The organism is bacterium (assembly GCA_040755755.1).
In the GTDB taxonomy this organism is placed as follows: Bacteria; SZUA-182; SZUA-182; order DTGQ01; family DTGQ01; genus DTGQ01.
This window is the reverse complement of the sequence record JBFLZW010000066.1, coordinates 17,235-36,499: the sequence shown is the minus strand read 5'-3', so window position 1 is coordinate 36,499 and position 19,265 is coordinate 17,235. Positions and strand designations below refer to the sequence as shown.

Annotated in this window: 20 protein-coding genes; 13 read left to right on the top strand and 7 right to left on the bottom strand. The window is 50.7% G+C overall.

The window, feature by feature from the left end; genetic code table 11:
* The coding region (locus AB1611_18860) for a hypothetical protein (GenBank protein MEW6381644.1) at positions 1-577 on the top strand (577 nt) is incomplete at its 5' end.
* Positions 578-609: 32 nt separating this feature from the next.
* Here the strand turns inward: AB1611_18860 and AB1611_18855 are convergent.
* The 3 genes from AB1611_18855 to AB1611_18845 all read right to left on the bottom strand — a co-directional run bounded on the left by AB1611_18855 (position 610) and on the right by AB1611_18845 (position 2,956).
* Positions 610-780 carry a hypothetical protein gene (locus AB1611_18855; protein ID MEW6381643.1) on the bottom strand — a complete coding sequence of 57 codons (171 nt, stop codon included), beginning with the start codon at positions 778-780 and terminating at the stop codon, positions 610-612.
* Between the two features lie 36 nt (positions 781-816).
* Entirely contained in the window at positions 817-1,842 is a 1,026-nt protein-coding gene (locus AB1611_18850) for a hypothetical protein (protein ID MEW6381642.1), read from the bottom strand.
* 151 nt (positions 1,843-1,993) lie between these two features.
* Entirely contained in the window at positions 1,994-2,956 is a 963-nt protein-coding gene (locus tag AB1611_18845) for an acyltransferase domain-containing protein (protein ID MEW6381641.1), read from the bottom strand.
* 579 nt (positions 2,957-3,535) lie between these two features.
* Here AB1611_18845 and AB1611_18840 point away from each other — a divergent pair.
* The 4 genes from AB1611_18840 (at position 3,536) to priA (ending at position 7,118) form a co-directional block, all read left to right on the top strand.
* Complete coding sequence (locus AB1611_18840) at positions 3,536-3,643, top strand: type II toxin-antitoxin system VapC family toxin (GenBank protein MEW6381640.1); 108 nt, start codon at positions 3,536-3,538, stop codon at positions 3,641-3,643.
* 57 nt (positions 3,644-3,700) lie between these two features.
* On the top strand, positions 3,701-3,925 hold the full coding sequence (locus AB1611_18835) for a type II toxin-antitoxin system Phd/YefM family antitoxin (protein ID MEW6381639.1): 225 nt from the start codon (positions 3,701-3,703) through the stop codon (positions 3,923-3,925).
* A gap of 132 nt (positions 3,926-4,057) precedes the next feature.
* Complete coding sequence (locus AB1611_18830) at positions 4,058-4,801, top strand: uracil-DNA glycosylase (protein MEW6381638.1); 744 nt, start codon at positions 4,058-4,060, stop codon at positions 4,799-4,801.
* A gap of 28 nt (positions 4,802-4,829) precedes the next feature.
* Entirely contained in the window at positions 4,830-7,118 is a 2,289-nt protein-coding gene (gene priA, locus AB1611_18825) for a primosomal protein N' (protein ID MEW6381637.1), read from the top strand.
* An 11-nt stretch (positions 7,119-7,129) separates the two neighbouring features.
* On the opposite strand, the gene AB1611_18820 is transcribed toward priA, so the two are convergent.
* Complete coding sequence (locus AB1611_18820) at positions 7,130-7,717, bottom strand: HD domain-containing protein (protein MEW6381636.1); 588 nt, start codon at positions 7,715-7,717, stop codon at positions 7,130-7,132.
* Positions 7,718-7,986: 269 nt separating this feature from the next.
* Between AB1611_18820 and AB1611_18815 the strand changes: the two genes are divergently transcribed.
* On the top strand, positions 7,987-8,694 hold the full coding sequence (locus AB1611_18815; protein ID MEW6381635.1) for a DUF502 domain-containing protein: 708 nt from the start codon (positions 7,987-7,989) through the stop codon (positions 8,692-8,694).
* Here AB1611_18815 and AB1611_18810 read toward each other — a convergent pair.
* From AB1611_18810 to AB1611_18800, 3 genes are all read right to left on the bottom strand, one after another.
* Positions 8,660-9,772, bottom strand: coding sequence for a flippase-like domain-containing protein (locus AB1611_18810; GenBank protein MEW6381634.1), 1,113 nt, complete (start codon positions 9,770-9,772; stop codon positions 8,660-8,662). The genes AB1611_18815 and AB1611_18810 overlap by 35 nt on opposite strands.
* An 18-nt stretch (positions 9,773-9,790) precedes the next feature.
* A complete protein-coding gene (locus tag AB1611_18805) occupies positions 9,791-10,060 on the bottom strand; it encodes an RNA-binding protein (protein ID MEW6381633.1) in 270 nt (89 codons plus the stop codon).
* A gap of 310 nt (positions 10,061-10,370) precedes the next feature.
* Positions 10,371-11,018, bottom strand: a complete 648-nt coding sequence (locus AB1611_18800; GenBank protein ID MEW6381632.1) for an exopolysaccharide biosynthesis protein — start codon at positions 11,016-11,018, stop codon at positions 10,371-10,373.
* Positions 11,019-11,335: 317 nt separating this feature from the next.
* On the opposite strand from AB1611_18800, the gene AB1611_18795 reads away from it, so the two are divergent.
* From AB1611_18795 to rlmD, 7 genes are all read left to right on the top strand, one after another.
* On the top strand, positions 11,336-12,268 hold the full coding sequence (locus tag AB1611_18795) for an AAA family ATPase (GenBank protein MEW6381631.1): 933 nt from the start codon (positions 11,336-11,338) through the stop codon (positions 12,266-12,268).
* 12 nt (positions 12,269-12,280) lie between these two features.
* A complete protein-coding gene (locus tag AB1611_18790; protein MEW6381630.1) occupies positions 12,281-14,188 on the top strand; it encodes a hypothetical protein in 1,908 nt (635 codons plus the stop codon).
* Between the two features lie 316 nt (positions 14,189-14,504).
* On the top strand, positions 14,505-15,326 hold the full coding sequence (gene lsrF, locus AB1611_18785; protein ID MEW6381629.1) for a 3-hydroxy-5-phosphonooxypentane-2,4-dione thiolase: 822 nt from the start codon (positions 14,505-14,507) through the stop codon (positions 15,324-15,326).
* A 15-nt stretch (positions 15,327-15,341) separates the two neighbouring features.
* Positions 15,342-16,382: an alcohol dehydrogenase catalytic domain-containing protein gene (locus AB1611_18780; protein MEW6381628.1), complete on the top strand. Its 1,041-nt coding sequence runs from the start codon at positions 15,342-15,344 to the stop codon at positions 16,380-16,382.
* 263 nt (positions 16,383-16,645) lie between these two features.
* Complete coding sequence (locus AB1611_18775) at positions 16,646-16,891, top strand: hypothetical protein (protein ID MEW6381627.1); 246 nt, start codon at positions 16,646-16,648, stop codon at positions 16,889-16,891.
* Positions 16,892-17,167: 276 nt separating this feature from the next.
* Positions 17,168-17,407 carry a hypothetical protein gene (locus tag AB1611_18770; protein MEW6381626.1) on the top strand — a complete coding sequence of 80 codons (240 nt, stop codon included), beginning with the start codon at positions 17,168-17,170 and terminating at the stop codon, positions 17,405-17,407.
* A gap of 505 nt (positions 17,408-17,912) precedes the next feature.
* Positions 17,913-19,262: a 23S rRNA (uracil(1939)-C(5))-methyltransferase RlmD gene (gene rlmD, locus AB1611_18765; GenBank protein ID MEW6381625.1), complete on the top strand. Its 1,350-nt coding sequence runs from the start codon at positions 17,913-17,915 to the stop codon at positions 19,260-19,262.
* Positions 19,263-19,265: the final 3 nt, after the last annotated feature.

The window sequence follows — 19,265 nt, the reverse complement described above, 5'->3', positions numbered from 1 at the left end:
GTTTGCTTTCACAGTTATTCCCGCTGGCACTGCCCGGGCTTATTACAGCTATGGCTATGGCGGACTTATGGGCGGGTTATATGGCCTTTACGGTGGCGGTCTCTACGGCTATTCCGGGCTCATGGGCGGACTCTACGGGCTGTACGGCGGCGGATTGTATGGCCTTGGCGGTCTTTACGGCGGCGGGCTCTATGGACTTGGCGGCTTGCGATATGGTTTAGCCGAGCAGGCAGGGACATGGGAAGGTCTCTGGTGGGTTGTCTATGCCAGCGCTAATCCCATGACCTTGACCATTGTTCAGGATCCGCTGATTCCAACCACGCTGACCGGTACTGTCCTGCTGGCAAATAACGGCATCATCCCGACTCTGATCGATGTAACCGGGCAGCTTTTGAATAACCAGGTAATCCTGACCGGAACCGGTCTTTCGGTAACTGCCACAACCGTTACTGTCCAGATTGTGGGAACCCTTTCTTCTCCAACTGACATGGCTGGTAACTACACTATAACTCAGAGCAAGACCGTACTTGAAACCGGAGCCTTCCAGTTGACTCTTACCGTTCCGGTTGTTATTTAATTCTCCTTACTCGGATAAGTCTATATCTGATATTATTCCCGCCTGTTCTCCTCGTTACCAACTTCGAGGAAAACGGGCGGGAAAATCCAGTATACGGTGTGATAAATCCGCGGACAGTCAGGCTCGACCAGGAAGATCGCGGGCGGTATTTGGTGGGGCAAAAAAGCAGCCCCACCCTCCATGTGCTCGCTTGCCTTTCTCATAAGTGCCATTCGTGTTAGCTTCTATAGGCATTTCATTCAGGGATTATCAGTGACAACCAGTTCCTTTACCGGCACCCCATCGCTCCACATTCCCATGAAGCGCTGTTGCGGAGTATTACCAAGTGCATACTCTCTATTTCTCCCGAAAAAGGCCGCATCAGTCAAACCATCGAACAATTTGAAATAGCCATAGTAATCAAGAGCATTAGCGCAAAAAGGAGAATAGCAGTTAACTGATGATTTACTGCAGGCAGCAAGATGAATTGCGGACAGGGGCGGTGATCCATGATCATCTGAAACGACTGTAATGTAATCTTTATTCTCAGGCGGAATTTGAGGAAGGGCATTATAAATCGCTTTGCCGCCATCATCCTTTGCCGCATAATCAAGATCGCCCACTACAGTAAGAATAAGGGTATCCTCCGGGATTGTCGAAAGATCTTCTAAAATCTCTTCTGTTGGTACTATTTTCCATTGGTTATTTAAGAAAATTGAGGGGCATGCAATAGCCATAATTGCCTTGGGTCTGGGTAAATTATACCTTTCGGCCACCGCTGATATATTCGGTCCAAGTAAAGCTCCGGTTGAGTGTCCAACAATGGCAAATTTATTGAAATCCGCTCTTACGTGATCTGCGGTCTGAAGCTCTTTTATGGCAGCCTGCGTGGTGCGGATAATCTGCTCGGTATATAAAGAGAAGATCAGAAATACTGTTGGGCGATGAAGAGGGAAAATGACAATATTGCCTTTCCTAACCAGATGCTTGATCCAGACATCGTAGAAATCCGGTTTTGCCAGGTATTGAATGTGCCCGGCGATAAAGAGGATTACCGGAGCGGTATCCGGCTTCGGATTATCCGGCTCAAAAATGCAGTAGCTGAGAGTTCCAACACGATAATAGGTATTGACGACTACCTCATGAGAATAGTCTGCACCACCAGGACCTGTTGATGGCTGCTCTGGTGGTGTTGCGGCAAAAGATGCCGATGAGATAACTAACAGAGATAAGAGAAGAAGGTAGAGGGTTTTTCCCTTAAACAATTCCACTAAGCTGAAACACATATGCACCTCCATCAATTCAGGCATCATTTGGTCAAATAATCCTGGTTCCATATGCTTTCGTTCGGTAAATCAGATTCTTTTTCGCTATATCAGAGAGTTTTCTGATAGCTTTGTGCTTCTTCTTACCTATCATCGCAGCCCTGCCATGCCCCTAGGGCATTAAACTCCTCAATCTTTCAAGGGCTTTGGCTTCCTGGCCGAAAGGATTGAGGACGCTCAGGCTTTTTGAACGCGATTGATGATTCAGGTTATATTTCACAAAGGAAGCCAGTGTTCCCGAAGGGCCAAGGTCAAGATAGAGATAAGGCGCGTGCTCTGCGTGTTCTTCCAATGACTGAATGGTTTTTTGAAATTGAACCGGAAGACGAACAGTGTCCCAGAAATAATCCCGGTGTATATATGGCAGAATGTGTGCATCTGAACACGAGATAAAAGGGATCCGCGGCTCCCGGAGAACAAGAGTGTTTAAAAAATTCCGGTAAGTGACTTCGGCAGGATCAATGAGCGATGAGTGAAAAGCGTGAGATACAGCCAGCCGTTGAAAGGTGATTTTTCTCTCCTCCAAGAAGGTCTGGATATCGGACAGCGGCTTGAGCCCGCCTGAGACCACAAAATGAGAGGGAAAATTGATCGCCGCCAGCTCGCAGTTTTCATGAAAGAGAGGATTTTGAAAATACAGGGCAGGAGGATTGAGAATTGCCATCATGCCTCCTTGAGAACAAAGCGCCTCCATAGCCTGAGCCTGTCTGACCACAGTGGTTAATGCCGCTTCAAAGGTTACTGCATCTGCCAGAGCGGCAGCGGCGAATACTCCGAGGCTTGCACCAAGGCAATAGTCAGGTTGTATTCCCATCTCCATCACTGCCTGTGCTAATGCATATTCAACCAGGAAGATTGCAGGATGAGTATATAACGTGCGGCTGAACTGATCACTTTTTTTGTAACCGTTATGGTAAATTTGATCAATTATCGATACCCCGATAAGCCCGGATACGATCTTTTCCCCCTCCAGCATCCATTTCCGAAAGACTGGATTCTGCTCAAAAATTTCCCTTCCCATCTGATAGTAATGGGAACCTTGTCCGGAAAACATGAAGATGGTGCGTGGTCTCATGAGATTTTACCGCCTTTCATTTCATTATAAGGTAATTTTTTAGTGAGAATAATTTATAGATTAATCGGCAAAACATCCCCTCTCTCCTTTACAAAGCAAGTTGTGAAGAGGCAATAGAGCGAATGTCACTTACATAAGCCAAGCTTATAATTATAGAGAGAACACAAAGCGCACAGGGAAAAACGATCTCCCGCAGAGACGCAGAGACGCAGAGAACAACCAATCCGACAAGGCCCTGATGAAAGTCGGGATATGCCGATGTGTCAACGGCCTGGAAGCAAGCAAAAAGTAAAAAGGCACAAGGAGGAACTTATTTTACTCTTACTTTTCAATGACATCCTCTGCGTCTCAGCGTCTCTGCGGGAGAATTACTAATTCTTATGTAAGTGCCATTCGCAATAGAGCTGATAATCGCATATGTCTACAAATAGAGGCACTTCCCGTCATTCCTGCTCAAGCAGGAATCCAATCTTTGTAATAACACAATTATGTGCACGACTATTGTTTACAGGAAAATCCTAAATGCTGTATAATCGATTTATAGACTTGTACAATTGGTCAATTATCCAGGAGTAAACCATGAACGTTGTGGTAGACACTTCCGTTATTATTGCCGTTATTGCCAATGAGCCGGAAAGAAAGGCTCTTATTGAACTGACAAAAGGAACTGCTTATTTTCCTGGATAAAAATTTAGTATACTGTGCCAGGCAATTTAACATCAAGGTCCTGGAGGTAATAATCCAATGACTGTGTATACCTATTCGAAAGCCAGACAAAACCTTGCCTCGCTCCTTGAGAAGGCGGATCAGGAAGGGGAAGTCAGAATACAGAGAAAAGACGGTCGGGTCTTTATTCTCAGACCTGAGAAAACCGAAAGGTCTCCTTTGGATGTGGAAGGTATAAATCTTGGTATCTCGACCGATGAGATTATCCGCTTCATCTCTGAAGGGAGAAGAACTGATCGATAAAACCGGCGTAAGAAATACTCACGGATCCAAAATACTGTGGTTATATTAGTGCGCCGCTGCACAAGGCAATCAAATGGAGCAGATGAATGGAAGGTGGGGCTTTTCGCCCCGCCAAATACCATACGGGTAATTATGAACTCATATGCTCAGCTCAAACAGGAATACAGCCAGATCCTTAATCTGGTGAAAACCTCCATTCAGTACTATCAGAACATAGGTCTGACCGGAATGTCCTTAAATCTCCAGCCGTGTGCCCTCCCCTGCTTTTCCACGATTGAGGAGCTTAGCCGGTATGTCAGCCAATGTCAGGGCTGCCTGATCTCGCTTCACCGGCCTCAGGCAGTTGCCGGAGAAGGAGACCCTGCCTCCCCCCTGGTTTTTGTCGGCAGATCACCGGGCATCACGGAAACTGCCCGGAGGAAGCCCTTTCAGGGAGAGGAAGGAGCGTTACTCGACCGGATCCTGGCTGCCATCGGGCTGAGCAGGGAGAAGGTATATCTGACCTATGCCGTAAAATGCCCTCTTCCTGAAAGCGATGGGCACACCTTTCCGCTACCTCGAAGGTGCCGGAAAATTCTCCTTCAGGAGTTGCAGCTCGTAAAGCCCAAAGTCATCTGCACCCTCGATACCCCTGATGCTGCGGTCATCCAGGCCGTGCTGGGCAAGCCGATGGGCCCTCTCCCCGACCTGCGGGGGAAAATCTTTCCCTTGCAGCTTGGAGAAAACCGGATCAGAATTATTCCCACCTATTCTCCGGGGCATATCCTCCACTGTCCCGAAGAGAGACAAGGGGAAGAGAAAAAGCTTGTCTGGCAGGACATGCAGCTAATCTGCAGGGAATTGCCGGGATATGCAGTTGAGCGGAAAAGAACATGATTCATAAGAATGTGGCCGGGCCGGGCTTATGTTTGCTCACGTAGTCGTCAATATCCCTCTGGATAGAGCCTTCACTTACCGGATCCCCCCGCAGCTCCTTGAGAAGGCGACTGCCGGCAAAAGGGTTTTAGTCCCTTTCCGCAACCGCCAGGTTATCGGCTATATTGTCGAGGTGACAGCCAGGGCCATCGTGTCCGGCCCCGCCGTATCCGGTCCTGCCAGCTCCACCATCTCCAGGGAAACCAGGGAGGGTATCGAGATCAGGGAAATCCTGGAAGTTCTGGACGATGCTCCGCTCCTTCCTCCGCTGCTCCTTCGCCTGACCAGGTGGATCGCCGATTACTATCTGGCTTCCTGGGGGAGTGTGATTTCCGGCTCCCTGCCTGCCGGAGTCGGTTTCCGGGAAAAGTCCATTCCCGGCAAAAAGGTGAAGTATGTCCGGATCATCGCCGGGGATGCGCAGGTGGAGGATTTTCTTCAGCTTCAGGGAAAGAAAGCCCCACGGCAGGCCAGGGCTCTTTTGGCACTCCGGAAGCAGGAGATGAGTATGCCGCAGCTTTGCAAACTCACCGGAGCAAACCGCGCCAGCCTCGACTGCCTGGCTCACCGGGGCCTGGTCGAAATCTTCGAGCAGGAGGTCTTTCGCGGGCCGCTCATTTTTCAGGACGAATCCGGGACTGCCGGAAAGGAGATCATCCCGAATCCGGATCAGCAGCGGGCCATTCAGCAAATTCACTCTGCCCTGGACCGCGAGGAATTCGCCCCTTTTGTGCTGCACGGAGTTACCGGAAGCGGCAAAACCTATGTCTACCTCCAGGCCGTTGCCCATGCTCTCGACAGGGGCAGGACCGCCCTGGTCATGGTTCCGGAAATATCCCTGACCCATCAGTTGATCAGCCGCTTTTCCGCCCTGTTTGGCCGCCGGATCGCCGTCCTGCACAGCGGTCTTGGCAAGGGGGAGCGGGTGGATGAGTGGCGCAGGGTGGTGGCCGGTGAGGCCAAAGTGGCTATCGGAGCACGGTCGGCAATCTTTGCCCCCCTGGAAAGACTGGGATTGATCGTGCTCGATGAAGAGCACGAGACCTCCTACAAGCAGGATAATACTCCCCGCTACCACGCCCGCGATGTAGCCCTGATGCGGGCTAAAATGGCCAATGCCGTCCTGCTGCTCGGCTCGGCCACTCCCTCGATGGAATCATTTTTTTCCGTGAGACAGGGAACCTTCGGTCTCCTCACCCTGCCCAGCCGGGCCACTACCCATACGGGGCCAAGGATCCAACTGATTGACATGAAAGCGGAAAATCAGGCCCAAAAAGTAAAGCCACTCTTTTCCCGGCCCCTGATCCAGGCCATAGAGCAAAGAATCAAGCGGAAGGAGCAGGCGATCCTGTTCATCAACCGCCGGGGGTTCTCCCATTTCCTGCTCTGCTGCGACTGCGGCCATGTTCCCAAGTGCAGAAACTGCAGCGTCTCCCTGACCTACCATGCCTGCGAGGGACGGCTTCGCTGCCATTACTGCAACTTCGCTGCTCCGGCCCCGCAGAGCTGTCCGGCCTGTCAAAAAGGCAGACTCCAGTGCATCGGATCGGGCACCCAAAAGGTGGAAGAGGAAGCGAGGCAGCTTTTCCCCTCAGCCAGAATCGAACGGATGGATCAGGACACAGTGACCCGCAGGACATCTCACCACAGCATCCTCTCGCGCCTGGGCAGGGGTGAAATCGACCTTCTGATCGGTACCCAGATGATTGCCAAAGGGCTCGATTTCCCCAGAGTGACCCTGGTTGGAGTTGTGGCTGCCGACTCTATCCTGAATCTGCCGGACTTCCGATCCGCGGAGCGGACCTTTCAGTTGATCACCCAGGTTTCGGGGCGGGCCGGAAGGGGAGATATCCAGGGAGAGGTCATCGTCCAGACCTTCTCACCCTCCCACTACAGCCTTCAATGTGCCAGCCGGATGGATTACCGGGCGTTTTACGAGCAGGAAATTCAATACCGGAAGGAACTTGGCTATCCGCCGTTCAGCCGGATGGTCAATATCATTGTCAGGGGAGGAAATGTCAATCTGCTCAAGGCAGCCGCATCACGGCTGATGAACCTCCTGGTCTCACTCAAGCCGGATGAAATCAGCGCTCTTGGCCCGTCCCAGGCCCCGGTCTTTAAAATCCGCGGGCAATACCGGCTCCAGATACTGCTGAAATCCAGCCAGTCTCTCATGCTCAACGACCTTATCCGCAAAGGGATAGCTGAATTTCAGGCAGGGTTTACCGGCGAGGGAATACAGGTCGATATCGATATCGACCCCATCAATCTGATGTGATTCACCCCTGCTTATTTCCCGAACAGGGCTTCCACTTCTTCCTTGAGCTGATGGAACAGGGAGCCCTGGGGAGGAACTTCCAGGCCGTGCCAGAGGCTTTCCACAATACCCCGGTAGTACCATTCCTGCCTGTTGCGGCCCCGGTGAAACCGGTACCATACCTGATCACCTACCCGGTTAAGATCACCTGCCAGGGTCCGCAGGTTGTGCAGTTTGTCCGCACAGGACACCCACCGGATATCCAGGGGAGCAGTGCGCAGAAAATCCAGGGTATGCTGCTTGCGCTCCTCCCAGGGCAGACCGCGGTTTGGCTCGGAACATCCCAGTACAATGTCTGCAACCCGTTGTCCGAACAGCAGTCTGATCTCCTCCAGGGGAAGTGAGGTGTCCTCCAGGGTATCGTGAAGCAGGCCGGCTGTCACCACTTCATTGGAGCAGCCAGCCTTCAGCAGGAGCATGCCCACAGCATAGGGGTGTGTAATGTAGGGGATGTCCGTCCCCTTGCGAACCTGCCCCTCATGAGCCCGGGCTGCAACCTCTATGGCCAGATCGATCATTGCACATCCTCCGGTTTTAAGTGGCCAGTGATCAGTGGTCAATGGTCAGTGATCAGTGGCCAGAATCGAGGAGCCGGAATAATGGCTTCCTTTTCTCCTGACTCCTGACAAAGTATACTGCATCAACCTTCCCTGAGTCAAATCAGCACAGAAGTATTCCATCGATGGGGAATATTTATTTCCAATACTTAAAAGTTTACAAAGTGGAGGAAACATGGTAGACTTTTTTGTGCCTGTATTATTTATCTCCATGTATAATTTATAGTTAAAAACCTTCCTCATAATTTATGGCTGAAAACTTTCTTCGCAGGATGAGAAATATTTTTGTAGCTGGCTTCCTGGTTATTCTGCCAGCTTTTATTACCGTTTTTCTGGTGATTTTTATCTTTAACACCTTTGAAAAGCTTCTTGCCCGGCCAGTTTCCCTGGTCTTGAAGATGGTGGGTTTATCGCAGCTCATCGGCTATCACCTGCCCGGTCTGTTGGGTTTGGGCTTTCTTGCCCTTGTCTCATTTTTTCTCGGGCTGGCTGTTACCAATGTAATTGGCAAAAAATGTATTACTCTGGGGGAGAAGGTTTTGAGCAAGGTTCCCCTGGTCTGGAATATCTACTATGCCTCCAAGCAGCTCATGGAATCCACGATTTCCATGAGCAATCGGAAATCTCTTCAGCAGGTGGTCCTGGTGGAGTATCCTCGCCAGGGAATATATGCCATAGGGTTTATTACCTCTGATGCCAGAGGGGAGATTCATGACCTTACGGGAAAGAACGTAGTCAATGTTTTTATGCCTACAACTCCCAATCCGACTTCCGGAATGCTCATTATGGTCCCCTGTGAACAGGTGATGCCTCTTTCCATGAGCATCGAAGATGGCATAAAATTGATCGTTTCCGGAGGAATGGTTGCCCCCCCCTATCCTGGCCATTTAAAAGAAGAATCCCCGGAAACAGTCTTTCCCGGGGAATCATGGGATAGAGAACCGGTCAGCAGCCGGGACTGCTGTCCGGGCAGGAAGTAGTGTCGGGTTCCAGATGATGGCTGGAAATGTTGCCCCCTGATGATGAAGAAGCGGAAAGTTTATCCAGGATATCCAGGCCAAGGGTTTTGGTAATAAGCATCCCTCCGATAATAACCCAGAGGTAAATTGTGAAAAATCTCCAGAGAATAACGAAGATTCCCAAGAGATGACTGGGGATTGACGAGGCAAACATTGCATAGCAGCCCCCTTCGGCCACTCCTGTTCCTCCCGGCGTCGGTGTGAAGTAGAGCAGGAAATAAAGTACAAACTGGACCATGAGCACCCGCAGGACCGGCACAGGAAAGTTCAGACCCTTCAAGATAACATAGGCAATCAGATAATTGGCGCTCAGGGAAGCAGCACTCGATAAACTACAGGCCAGGAGGACCTTTTTTTTGTACTTTAAGAATTCCTTCAGACAACTGCTGAAATCATCGATCCAGATATTCAGCTTCCTCTCCAGTTTTTCGGTATAGTTGGCCAGAGGCTTATACCGCTCTATCCATACACAGATTTTGTGGATAATCTCTTCACCCTGGATAGGATTTAAAAAGGTGTAAATGAGAAAAGCTACAACCAGGAAAAGGAAAACCGCAATATACCGAAAAAGGTTTTTCAGGATGACATTCTGGATAAGATCTCCATGAAAATATACAATAACCGGAGCAGCAACGGCAATAATTGAGATAATCAGGATACCCCGGATGAGAATGACGCTGGTGGCTTTTCCCAGCGGCATGCCTTTCTGAGTGAGCTGATAAACTATCAGCGGCTCTCCGCCCGTGACCGTAGGAGTAATCGAGGAGAAAAACATATAGAAAAGAATGGTTTCCGCACTGTAGAAGAAGCTGATTTCCGTCCCGGCTGCCCGCGCGAGAATCTTGAACACGAGGCTGTCGATCGATATTGATAAGGCCCCAAGAGCCAGGGCCAGAAACAGATACTTGGTATGTATCTGTTTGATGGCCTGCCAGGTTTTGGGGCCTGCGGTAAGAGCAGCCATGGTGCCGATAACACAGATGGTGATTATGCAAAAGACAAAAATAAGTCTTTTAATTGAGAACCTTTTAGTAATCATAACCAGATATTATAGTGCTCAATATCTTTTTGGATAACGTCCTTTAGGCCGTTCTTTCGGCGGGCGGGCTGTATCGACTCTCAGGGTACGTCCTTTGAAATCGGAACCGTTCAGGGCTTCTTTCGCTTTCTCGGCTTCCGCCTGGGTACCCATCTCAATAAAGCCGAAACCTTTCCCTTCGATCACCTTGACTTCCTTAACTTCACCGTACGTGGCGAATAACTCTTCCAATTGGTCATTTGTTATCGAATAACCGAAATTTGCTACATAAAGCTTGCTACCTTGCATTCCAGACTCCTTTCTCGGTGGTCTTTTTCTGTTGGATAATGTTTCTTTTGGAGTTAGAAACAAGAATAGCATTGCATATTTTTTTCCATGAGAACATTATCTACCATAAAAGAACTCGTGTTAATAACCTTTACCCTGAGCGGGCTGACTCGCTATTCTACAACTTTCTGGCGATATTTGCCAGTTTTTTATTGAGCTAACATTTTACTGTTTTTATAACTACTGTATTTTTGCCTTTGTGCCTGAGTAGTTACGATAAAAGACACTCTTGCAGGTATTCATCATCGGCATTTACCTGACAACAGCTTGCTCAGGGAAATGAGCTTCTGATAACTTCAATAATCCTGTGGGCTGTTATTGCTCCTCCGAGCAGAAGGAAAGCAAAGTAGATGGTGGTTGCCGCAATGGTCACATACCCAAGCATAATGCAATATCCATCCTGTTGCAGTATGCCGAGGGATAGAAAGAGGATGGCTAATCCCGGCAAGGTGTTCGAGAATGGAACGAACCCGAAGGGCGCCATCAATAGCAGTGCCGCGATAATCAGCATGAGGCCGTTAAACCGGATCAAGGTAATTCCCTGTGTCAGTATCCGGAAACGAGGGTGGCTGAATTTCTCTATCCGGTGAACCCAGATTGCGCCTTTCTCCAGGGCCGGTTTTAATTTGACTACGGGAAATGACCGTTTCATCAGACGTTCCGGGAGCCAGATACGACGATTACTCATCACGCTGATCCCGATCAGAAGAATAATCAGCCCAAAAACCGTACTTACTCCCGGAATCGAAACAGGCACGAGGAATGGGATGGTCAGGAAGATGCAGAATATCAGGAGCCCATCCTGGCCAATCAAATCCATAACTGTTTCCAGCGTAACGCTATCCGGCGGCAGCCTGTCGATCACTTCATCCAGCGTTTCCCCGAATGATTTCTCATATTCGCTTGCCTGCTCTATCATCAATTTAACTCCTTCTACCCTGCATCCATTGAAATACCCTGCGGTGAATATTTTTGCAGAGCAATATTATCACACCCGTAACTTTTGTGCAAATTGAATGGGCATATTCAAAGCCCTCAAGAGAATTGCAGTACACGGGCACAATGCTTGCCAAAGATGCCCGTGCATGCTACAATCTGCTATCCAAAAAGATATCGATACAGACAGGACCGTTTTACCTATCAGTACGGGGAAGTCCTGGAAAATCTTAGAGAGACTGGCCCGTAAGGAGTTGAATCAGGGTAAAGGATGTCTAATCTGTGGGAGGTTTATACTACATGGAAAAAGTAAAAATCGATGAAATCGAGCTGGTTCTCTCACATCCGGACCAGCAGAAACGCTCCTGGATTGGCCAGGAGGAGTTGATGGAGCAGATTCTGGCCTGCTGGCTGGTGGTTGCCCCGGAGGATTTGCCCCTGTGCCCCCGTCTGGTCGGAAAGCCCGGCATGGGGAAAACCACCCTGGCCATGGCGGCAGCCGCAAGGCTTGAAAAGCCGGTGTATATCTATCAGTGTACTATGGATACCCGGCCCGAGGATCTGATTATAACGCCGGTGCTGGCCGAAAGCGGTAAGATCCAGTATCATGCCAGCTCTCTGGTTACGGCGGCCATCCGGGGAGGAATAGCTGTCCTGGATGAAGCCAACCGGATGAGTGAGAAGTCCTGGGCATCACTCGCTCCTCTTCTGGACCACCGCAGATATGTGGAAAGCATCGTGGCTGGCGTGAAGATCCATGCTCATCCGGATTTTCGCTGCTGCGTCACCATGAACGACGATGCCTCGACCTATGAGGTCCCCGATTATATCACCTCGCGGCTGCAGCCGATGATCCAACTGGAGTTTCCGGAACGGGAGGAAGAAATGGCCATTCTCCGGTATAATCTTCCCTTTGCTCCGGAGGAAATCCTGAACCTTACTCTGGATTTTCTCCAGCGAAGCCATGAGGCTCGCCTGGATTACAGCATCCGGGATGGTCTCAGCATTGCCCGCTACGCTCTCAAAATCCGTAATTACCATTCCAGAGAGCGAAAGTTCCCCTGGAAGGATACCTTCCAAAAGGCCGTAAAGCAGACTCTGGGTGAGGATGCGCTTGATATTAAAAAGAGATCCTCTCAGATCAACCGGCAGCATTTGACCAATCTGGCCTTTTTGGAGGACTTTTTCACCAGTGAAAAGGACTGGATGGATGGAAATGAGGAAACCGAATAGGGACCAGCGGACATGAAGAGAAAAATTCTCATCAGGGATGGCCAGTTATGGCTCGATAACATCTGCCTGCTGCCGGTCATTTCCGGAAAGGTTTCCTTTGCTCAGGAAGTCAGGGAGGCATTTTTCAGCACTTCCTTCGACTGTCTGGCCCTGGGGCTGCCCGAATCATTTTATCCACTGATCCTGCAGGGAGTCCAGGCACTTCCCTATGTCACCACGGTCATAGCCCAGGACCGGGAGGATTTTTACAGCTACTTCCCGGTTGACCCCTGTGACGGCATGATCGAGGCCATCCGGCTGGGAATGCAGGAAGGCAAGGCGATCCGGTTCATTGACCGGGAAATGAACAGGACCTTCGGCCATGACATTTTGAGCACCGGACTGACTGTGGCTGGCCAGGGGCTGATCCTGCCCGATGAGTATGCCGTGTCCCAGGTCGGGCTTCCTCCTTATATCCAGGCGGTTTTTCCCTCTCTTGCATCGCCGCAGGGGGAGAATCAACGCGGGGAGCTGCAGCGACAGGCTGAAGAGGATATCCAGGCCAGATTCATGGCTGCCAGACTCCAGGAACTGAGCCTGGAGCACCGGAAAGTCCTCTTTGTCTTCTCCCTGCATCACCTGCGCGCCATTCTTCATTTCTATCAGGCCGAATACCGTAACGTGCCCAACGGCGATCGGCCGCAGGAGCTCAAGCTGTATTCCGTTCATCCTGATTCTCTCTATTTCATTCTGGGTGAAATCCCCTACTTTACCTACCTTTATGAAAAAGTGAAAGGCACCCTGCTCTTTGAAGAATTTCAGAAAGCGGAAGCCATTAAAAAGCTTCTCATGGAAACCCGCGATGAATACCAGCGGGAATTTCCCGAAGAGATTTACCACATCAGTTGTCAGGATGTGCAGACTGCCCTTCAACTGATCCGCAACCTCTGCCTGATCAAAAACCGCCTCACGCCTGACCTCTACGAGCTGGTAGCCGCGGCCAAGGGAGTCATGGGCAACGATTTTGCCCTGAAGCTGATTGAAATAGCCAAATTCTATCCCTATATGGATGTCTCTTCAACCTGCCCGACCATTAAAATGACCAGCCAGTTTATCAGTCTCGATCGGTCCGTCTGGCCGGTCTACCGGAGAGTACCGGCTCTGGCCAAGGAGTGGAAGCGCCTCAGACTGGAGAAAAAGCCGAGCCAGAAGCAGAAAAAACACTGGGCAACCTGCTGGAACCCGAATACGGTCTGTTCCTGGCCGCCGGAAGATGAAATTATCGAGAATTTCTGCGGCTACATTCGAAAACGCGCTCTCAAGCTGGTCGGACTGTCACAGGTCAGGGTTGAAGAATTTCAGAGTACCTTAAAAGATGGCCTCCATGTACGGGAAACCATGCGAAATCTGCATCTTGGCAAGATCTATGTCAAGGAAGAACCCCAGATTCAGGGTGAGGTGGGAGCGGTAGTCTTTATCTTCGACGAAGACCCGGATGGCGAAAAATACCCGTACAAATTGACCTGGCTGGCCGAGCATCAAAATGAATCCACCCTGGCCTTTTATGCCACTGACTTCAAAAATGACCTTGTTGGCCCTGGCATATCCCGCTGCTTTTACGGCGGGGCCATGTTTCTCTACCCCCCTCAACTGATCGAGGATGTATGGTCAGACCCCCGGTTTGACGCGGCAGCCAATAATATCGAGCGTCTCATGATGGCCGGGCTCTACTATTCCCAGGATCGCTACGTGGCTGTCGTGGCCAGACATAAACCTCCCTTGTCCATTCAGGATTATGCCCGCCTCCAGCAAAAAAGGCTCGTCTTTCTCCCCCTCTCCTCCTTCAGCCATACCAGGCTCCAGAAATTGCGCTACTTCCATGTCCTGAACGGCAAACAGGTGCGCAGTTGGGCTTCGAGGTTTATCAGAGGGGGGAGTTAGGAAGCGGTCAGGGATATCCATGAAGCAACTCCGAAGGGCATCCACCGGAGTAGAGTGTTCTGAAATATAAGCAAAAAAATAAGGAGAAGCTATGGAGGCAATCAAAAAGATAACAACCATTAAAAATGGTTCTATTTCCTTTTTACTGATTGCACTTCTTTTGTCCTTATGGAAAATTACGGTATAAAAAGTGCCTGCACATTGGATAAGCATTTCCAGATTGCAGGTTTTGATATTGTTTGTTGAAAGTAAACCATACGAAAATGCCGATACAAATTGTTAACTATTCAAAACCTGCCAAGGAGGGAACAAAATCATGTCCTGGGGATTAAAAAACCGTTTAGCCCGGATTATCAATCCTGAAAATCATCGCACGGTAATGCTGGCCATTGATCATGGCTACTTTCTCGGCCCCACCACCGGCCTGGAAGTGCCGAGGGAAACCCTGAAGCCCATTCAGGCTTATGCCGACACCCTCATGCTGACACGGGGTGTCCTGCGCAGCAGCGTTGATCCGTGCAGTCCTACACCTATTGTCCTGCGGGTATCGGGCGGGACCAGCATCCTGACCCCGCTCTCCAACGAGGGGCTTACCGTGGCCATGGAGGATGCCATTCGCCTGAACGTGGCCGGAGTGGCCATTTCCATTTTTGTCGGCTCCGAGCATGAGCGTGAAACCCTGCTCAATCTGACCCGTCTGGTTGATGAGGGCGAGCGGTACGGTATACCGGTCCTGGCTGTTACGGCCGTGGGCAAAGAGATGAACCGGGATGCGCGGTATCTGGGGCTGTGCTGCCGGATTGCGGCAGAGCTGGGTGCCCATTTTGTCAAAACTTACTATTGCGAGGGTTTTGAAAGTGTTGTCCATAACTGTCCGGTTCCCCTGGTAATTGCGGGCGGGAAGAAACTGCCGGAAAAAGAGGCCCTGCAACTGACCTTCCAGGCCATTCAGAGCGGTGCCTGCGGGGTTGACATGGGCCGCAACATCTTCCAGTCCGAAGCCCCCTCAGCCATGATCCAGGCAGTCCGGGCCATTGTTCATGGAAACAGGAACGTTCATGAGGCCTATGACCTGTATCAAAACCTGAAGCGGGAAGGGGAAACCGTGCAGTTGGCAGAGTCAGGAGCCAGAGTTTAGGGGGAGGAAAAACCTTTGCGCGTTGCCATGTATTACCATAATCACGATGTCCGGGTGGAGGAGATGCCAAAACCCGCCATAGGGCCTGGGGAGATGCTGGTCAAGGTCGCATCCTGCGGTATCTGCGGCAGTGATGTCATGGAGTGGTACCGCCGGAAAAAGGCTCCGCTGGTGCTTGGGCACGAGATGTGCGGGGAAATTGCGGAGCTTGGAGAACGGGCAGCGGCCAGGTATCGGATTGGGCAGCGCGTCTTTGTTTCCCACCATGTGCCCTGCAACACCTGCCGCTACTGCCTGATGGGTCATCATACGGCCTGCGCCACTCTCCAGAGCACGAATTTCGATCCCGGCGGCTTCAGCGAGTATGTCCGCGTTCCTGAGCTCCAGGTGGACCGGGGAGTATATGTCCTGCCCGATGGGGTTTCCTGTGAGGAAGGGACCCTGATCGAGCCTCTGGCCTGCGTTCTTCGCGGCCAGCGTCTGACGGGCATCAATGCGGGGGATACGGTCCTGGTCATTGGAGCGGGCATCAGCGGCCTGCTGCATATCCAGTTAGCCAGGGCTCTGGGTGCAGGAAGAATCATTGCTTCGGATATCCATGAGTCCAGGCTGGAAGCCGCCCGCAGGTTCGGAGCGGATGCCGCAATTTCAGGCGGGGGAGATGTCGTCGGCAGGCTGCTGGAAATCAATGACCACCGGCTGGCCGATCTGGTCATCATCTGTGCCGGAACCGATGCGGTCGTTCCATCAGCCCTTCAGACTGTGGATAACGGCGGCTCGGTGCTGTTCTTCGCTGTTCCGCCCGCCGGAGTGCAGGTGCCAATCCCCATTACCGACCTCTGGCGACGGGAAATAACCCTTCAGACCTCGTATGGTGCCAGCCCGCAGGATCTGATGACTGCCCTGGATCTGATCAGGCTCAAAAAACTCCCCCTTCTGTCCCGGATGATCACCCACCGCCTGAGCCTGGACGAGGCAGGGCTGGGATTTCGTATGGTGGCCGAAGCCAGGGAGTCCATCAAGGTGCTCATTGAACCCTGGAGGCAGGCGCGGTAAATGAGGCTGTAAGGCGATGGAAGGAACGATATGGTAAAGATTCGATATAGTAAGGATAGAACAGATATTCTTCTGTTAGGATGATCAGATAAACCTATCGACCACGCCGAAGAATTTGGACAGTTTATCTTTCAGTTCACTAAAAGCTCATACCCTATTGAAAATCATTCCTTTTGATGCTATTTTATCAACAGAGTAGGAAGATACTAAAAAGTGGAGCCTTAACCTATTCCCCAATTTAGGGTATGGGCAGGGAGAAAGTTATGACTATTTATGAGCAGGTTATAGGTTTGACTAGGCAATTATCACCACTTGATAAATTACGGTTAATTGAAAATCTTACCCGTGATATAGAGGCATCTCTTCAAACTCAAACAACGCAACAGCGCCGTTCATTGCGTGGATTGTTAAAAGGATGCTCGATCAGTGCGGAAGAGATTGACCACACACGCAAAGAAATGTGGGGTAATTTTCCCAGAGAGGATTTTAATGCCCAACGCAGTAACTGATACTCATGCTCTTATTTGGTATCTTCAGGATGATGACCAGCTATCACCGGTCGCTTTACAGTATTTTATTCAGTGTGAGCATGAGGGAGGGTGTATTTATGTACCATCTATCTGTTTAGTTTATCTACCATACAGATAGGTAAGAATAATTCTGTGCTCTTGCCCTTAACCTATAATTCTATTCCTTAGCTAACTTTATTTTTACCTCAACCTTTGGCTATTTTATTGTTTAGATCAGGTGTAAAAATATTTTTCAAGATTACAGCTGGAGTACAGGTGCCAATCCCCATTACCGACCTCTGGCGGCGGGAAATAACCCTTCAGACCTCGTATGGTGCAAGCCCGCAGGATCTGATGACTGCCCTGGATCTGATCAGGCTCAAAAAACTCCCCCTTCTGTCCCGGATGATCACCCACCGCCTGAGCCTGGACGAGGCAGGGCTGGGATTTCGTATGGTGGCCGAAGCCAGGGAGTCCATCAAGGTGCTCATTGAACCCTGGAGGCAGGCGCGGTAAGCGGGCAGGGTTCGTAAATGAGAAAAATGAACTACCTTCTGGCTCCTGGCTTCTGACTTCTGACTCCTGAGCAAAAAGTTCAATATTCACCCGTTCACAGTATAAATCCCTGCCTTTCACATGGGGGATAGCCATCTCCTCCCTCTAAAACTGTCTTGATCAGGAGGAAGAGGTTGAAAGAATGGCAGGGGGACACCCCACTGGCTCGGGTTCATCTCTGAAATGGGGTTGCCGAAATTAAATTTTTATATTATGATAGCATTTTAAGCTACTTATACCCCTTCATCAAGAGGTATAGGACCATAATTATCAACAGAGCATTAAGTACACAGCGTGGGAATTACGCGGTGGAGGAGGGCTGTCCCTCATGAGAAAGGCAGCGGGCACATGGAGGGTGGGGCTGCTTTTTTGCCCCCCCACATACCGCACGCGATCTCTTTGTCGAGCCTGACTGGCCGCGGATTTATCGCCACGCCACGTGTACTGAGCAGGAACAGGTTCTTTCATGAATAGTGGAGAAATCAGAGAAGTAAAAATTGACACCCTGGTTCATGGTGGTGATGGACTTGGCCGGATTGACGGCTATGTCGTTTTTGTGCCGATGGCTGCTGTACAGGACCATCTGCGGGTTCGGATCACCTCGGTGAACCATGACTATGCCAGGGCGGAAATCGCCGAGATCATAGAGCCCTCGCCCTCACGGATAGAACCGGTGTGTGAGGTTTTCGGGACATGCGGGGGGTGCCAGTGGCAGCATATAAGTTATGATGAGCAACTGCGGGCTAAAACGGAAATCGTGCGCCAGGCGCTGGTACGGGAGGGAAAGCTGAATGAGCTTCACCTTGCTCCGGTTGTGCGTCCGATCATTCCTTCTCCCCACGGATTTCACTACCGGCACCGCATGCAGTTCAGCGTGAATCACCGGGACCGCACCCCGCACATCGGGCTGTACCGGGAAAAAACCCATGACCTGGTCGAAATGAAAGCCTGCCACCTGGCTCATCCGCTCATCAATTCGTTCCTATGCCGGATGCGGGAGCTGTTTTGCCGTCTCGATAACCGGTTCATTCAGGGAATCGATCTCACCGTGGATGGAAAGGGAGAGCGGCTCCTTTTGGTTTTTCACTTCAAGCGGGGTGACGAGGCGGATCAGAAGCAGCTCTATGAGCAGCTCAAGGCTGCCATGCCGGAAGTGACCGGAGCGATGCTGAAAACCGAGGAGTTTAAAAAGGCCAGGACTGTAGAGGTTGGCGGTCAGCAGATACTCTATCCCACGGTCGGTTACAATCTTTTTATCGGCCCTGAAACTTTCATTCAGGTCAATTGTGAGGGAAACAGGGTACTGGTTCAGACAGTGCTGGATCAGATTGCACAGGCTGCCGAAGGCAAGAGGGTCAATATCCTTGAATTGCACTGCGGAGCGGGTAATTTCACCTTGCCTGTCTCACGGCTAGCCAGGGATGTGGTCGGCGTGGAGAGCTGTCCGGCCAGTGTGGACCTTGCCCGGAAAAGCATCTGGACTCATGGCATCACCAATAGCCAGCTTTTCAGTAAAAGTGACCTCAAGGGAGTGAAATTCCTGATCCGGGCCAACCGATCCTTTGATCTGCTTCTGATGGACCCGCCCCGGTGCGGCTGCCAGGATATCCTGGAATATATCCCCCAGTTGGGTGTTCAGCACATCATCTACGTTTCCTGTAATCCTGCGACCCTGGCCAGGGATGTGGGGATTTTGATAAGCCTGGGATATCAGGTCGATGAGGTCCAGCCGATTGACATGTTTCCTCAAACTCACCATGTGGAAAGTGTGGTCAGGTTAAGCAAAGACAAAGACAAAAGACAAGGAAACCACTGAGAC

Bases quoted from the DNA above. Each gene is read 5' to 3' on its own strand.
- lsrF (MEW6381629.1), top strand. From the start codon at position 14,505: ATGTCCTGGGGATTAAAAAACCGTTTAGCCCGGATTATCAATCCTGAA.
- AB1611_18790 (MEW6381630.1), top strand. From the start codon at position 12,281: ATGAAGAGAAAAATTCTCATCAGGGATGGCCAGTTATGGCTCGATAAC.
- AB1611_18835 (MEW6381639.1), top strand. From the start codon at position 3,701: ATGACTGTGTATACCTATTCGAAAGCCAGACAAAACCTTGCCTCGCTC.
- AB1611_18775 (MEW6381627.1), top strand. From the start codon at position 16,646: ATGACTATTTATGAGCAGGTTATAGGTTTGACTAGGCAATTATCACCA.
- AB1611_18850 (MEW6381642.1), bottom strand. From the start codon at position 1,842: ATGTGTTTCAGCTTAGTGGAATTGTTTAAGGGAAAAACCCTCTACCTT.
- rlmD (MEW6381625.1), top strand. From the start codon at position 17,913: ATGAATAGTGGAGAAATCAGAGAAGTAAAAATTGACACCCTGGTTCAT.
- AB1611_18845 (MEW6381641.1), bottom strand. From the start codon at position 2,956: ATGAGACCACGCACCATCTTCATGTTTTCCGGACAAGGTTCCCATTAC.
- AB1611_18815 (MEW6381635.1), top strand. From the start codon at position 7,987: ATGAGAAATATTTTTGTAGCTGGCTTCCTGGTTATTCTGCCAGCTTTT.
- AB1611_18840 (MEW6381640.1), top strand. From the start codon at position 3,536: ATGAACGTTGTGGTAGACACTTCCGTTATTATTGCCGTTATTGCCAAT.
- priA (MEW6381637.1), top strand. From the start codon at position 4,830: ATGTTTGCTCACGTAGTCGTCAATATCCCTCTGGATAGAGCCTTCACT.
- AB1611_18805 (MEW6381633.1), bottom strand. From the start codon at position 10,060: ATGCAAGGTAGCAAGCTTTATGTAGCAAATTTCGGTTATTCGATAACA.
- AB1611_18830 (MEW6381638.1), top strand. From the start codon at position 4,058: ATGAACTCATATGCTCAGCTCAAACAGGAATACAGCCAGATCCTTAAT.
- AB1611_18855 (MEW6381643.1), bottom strand. From the start codon at position 780: ATGAGAAAGGCAAGCGAGCACATGGAGGGTGGGGCTGCTTTTTTGCCC.
- AB1611_18795 (MEW6381631.1), top strand. From the start codon at position 11,336: ATGGAAAAAGTAAAAATCGATGAAATCGAGCTGGTTCTCTCACATCCG.
- AB1611_18810 (MEW6381634.1), bottom strand. From the start codon at position 9,772: ATGATTACTAAAAGGTTCTCAATTAAAAGACTTATTTTTGTCTTTTGC.
- AB1611_18800 (MEW6381632.1), bottom strand. From the start codon at position 11,018: ATGATAGAGCAGGCAAGCGAATATGAGAAATCATTCGGGGAAACGCTG.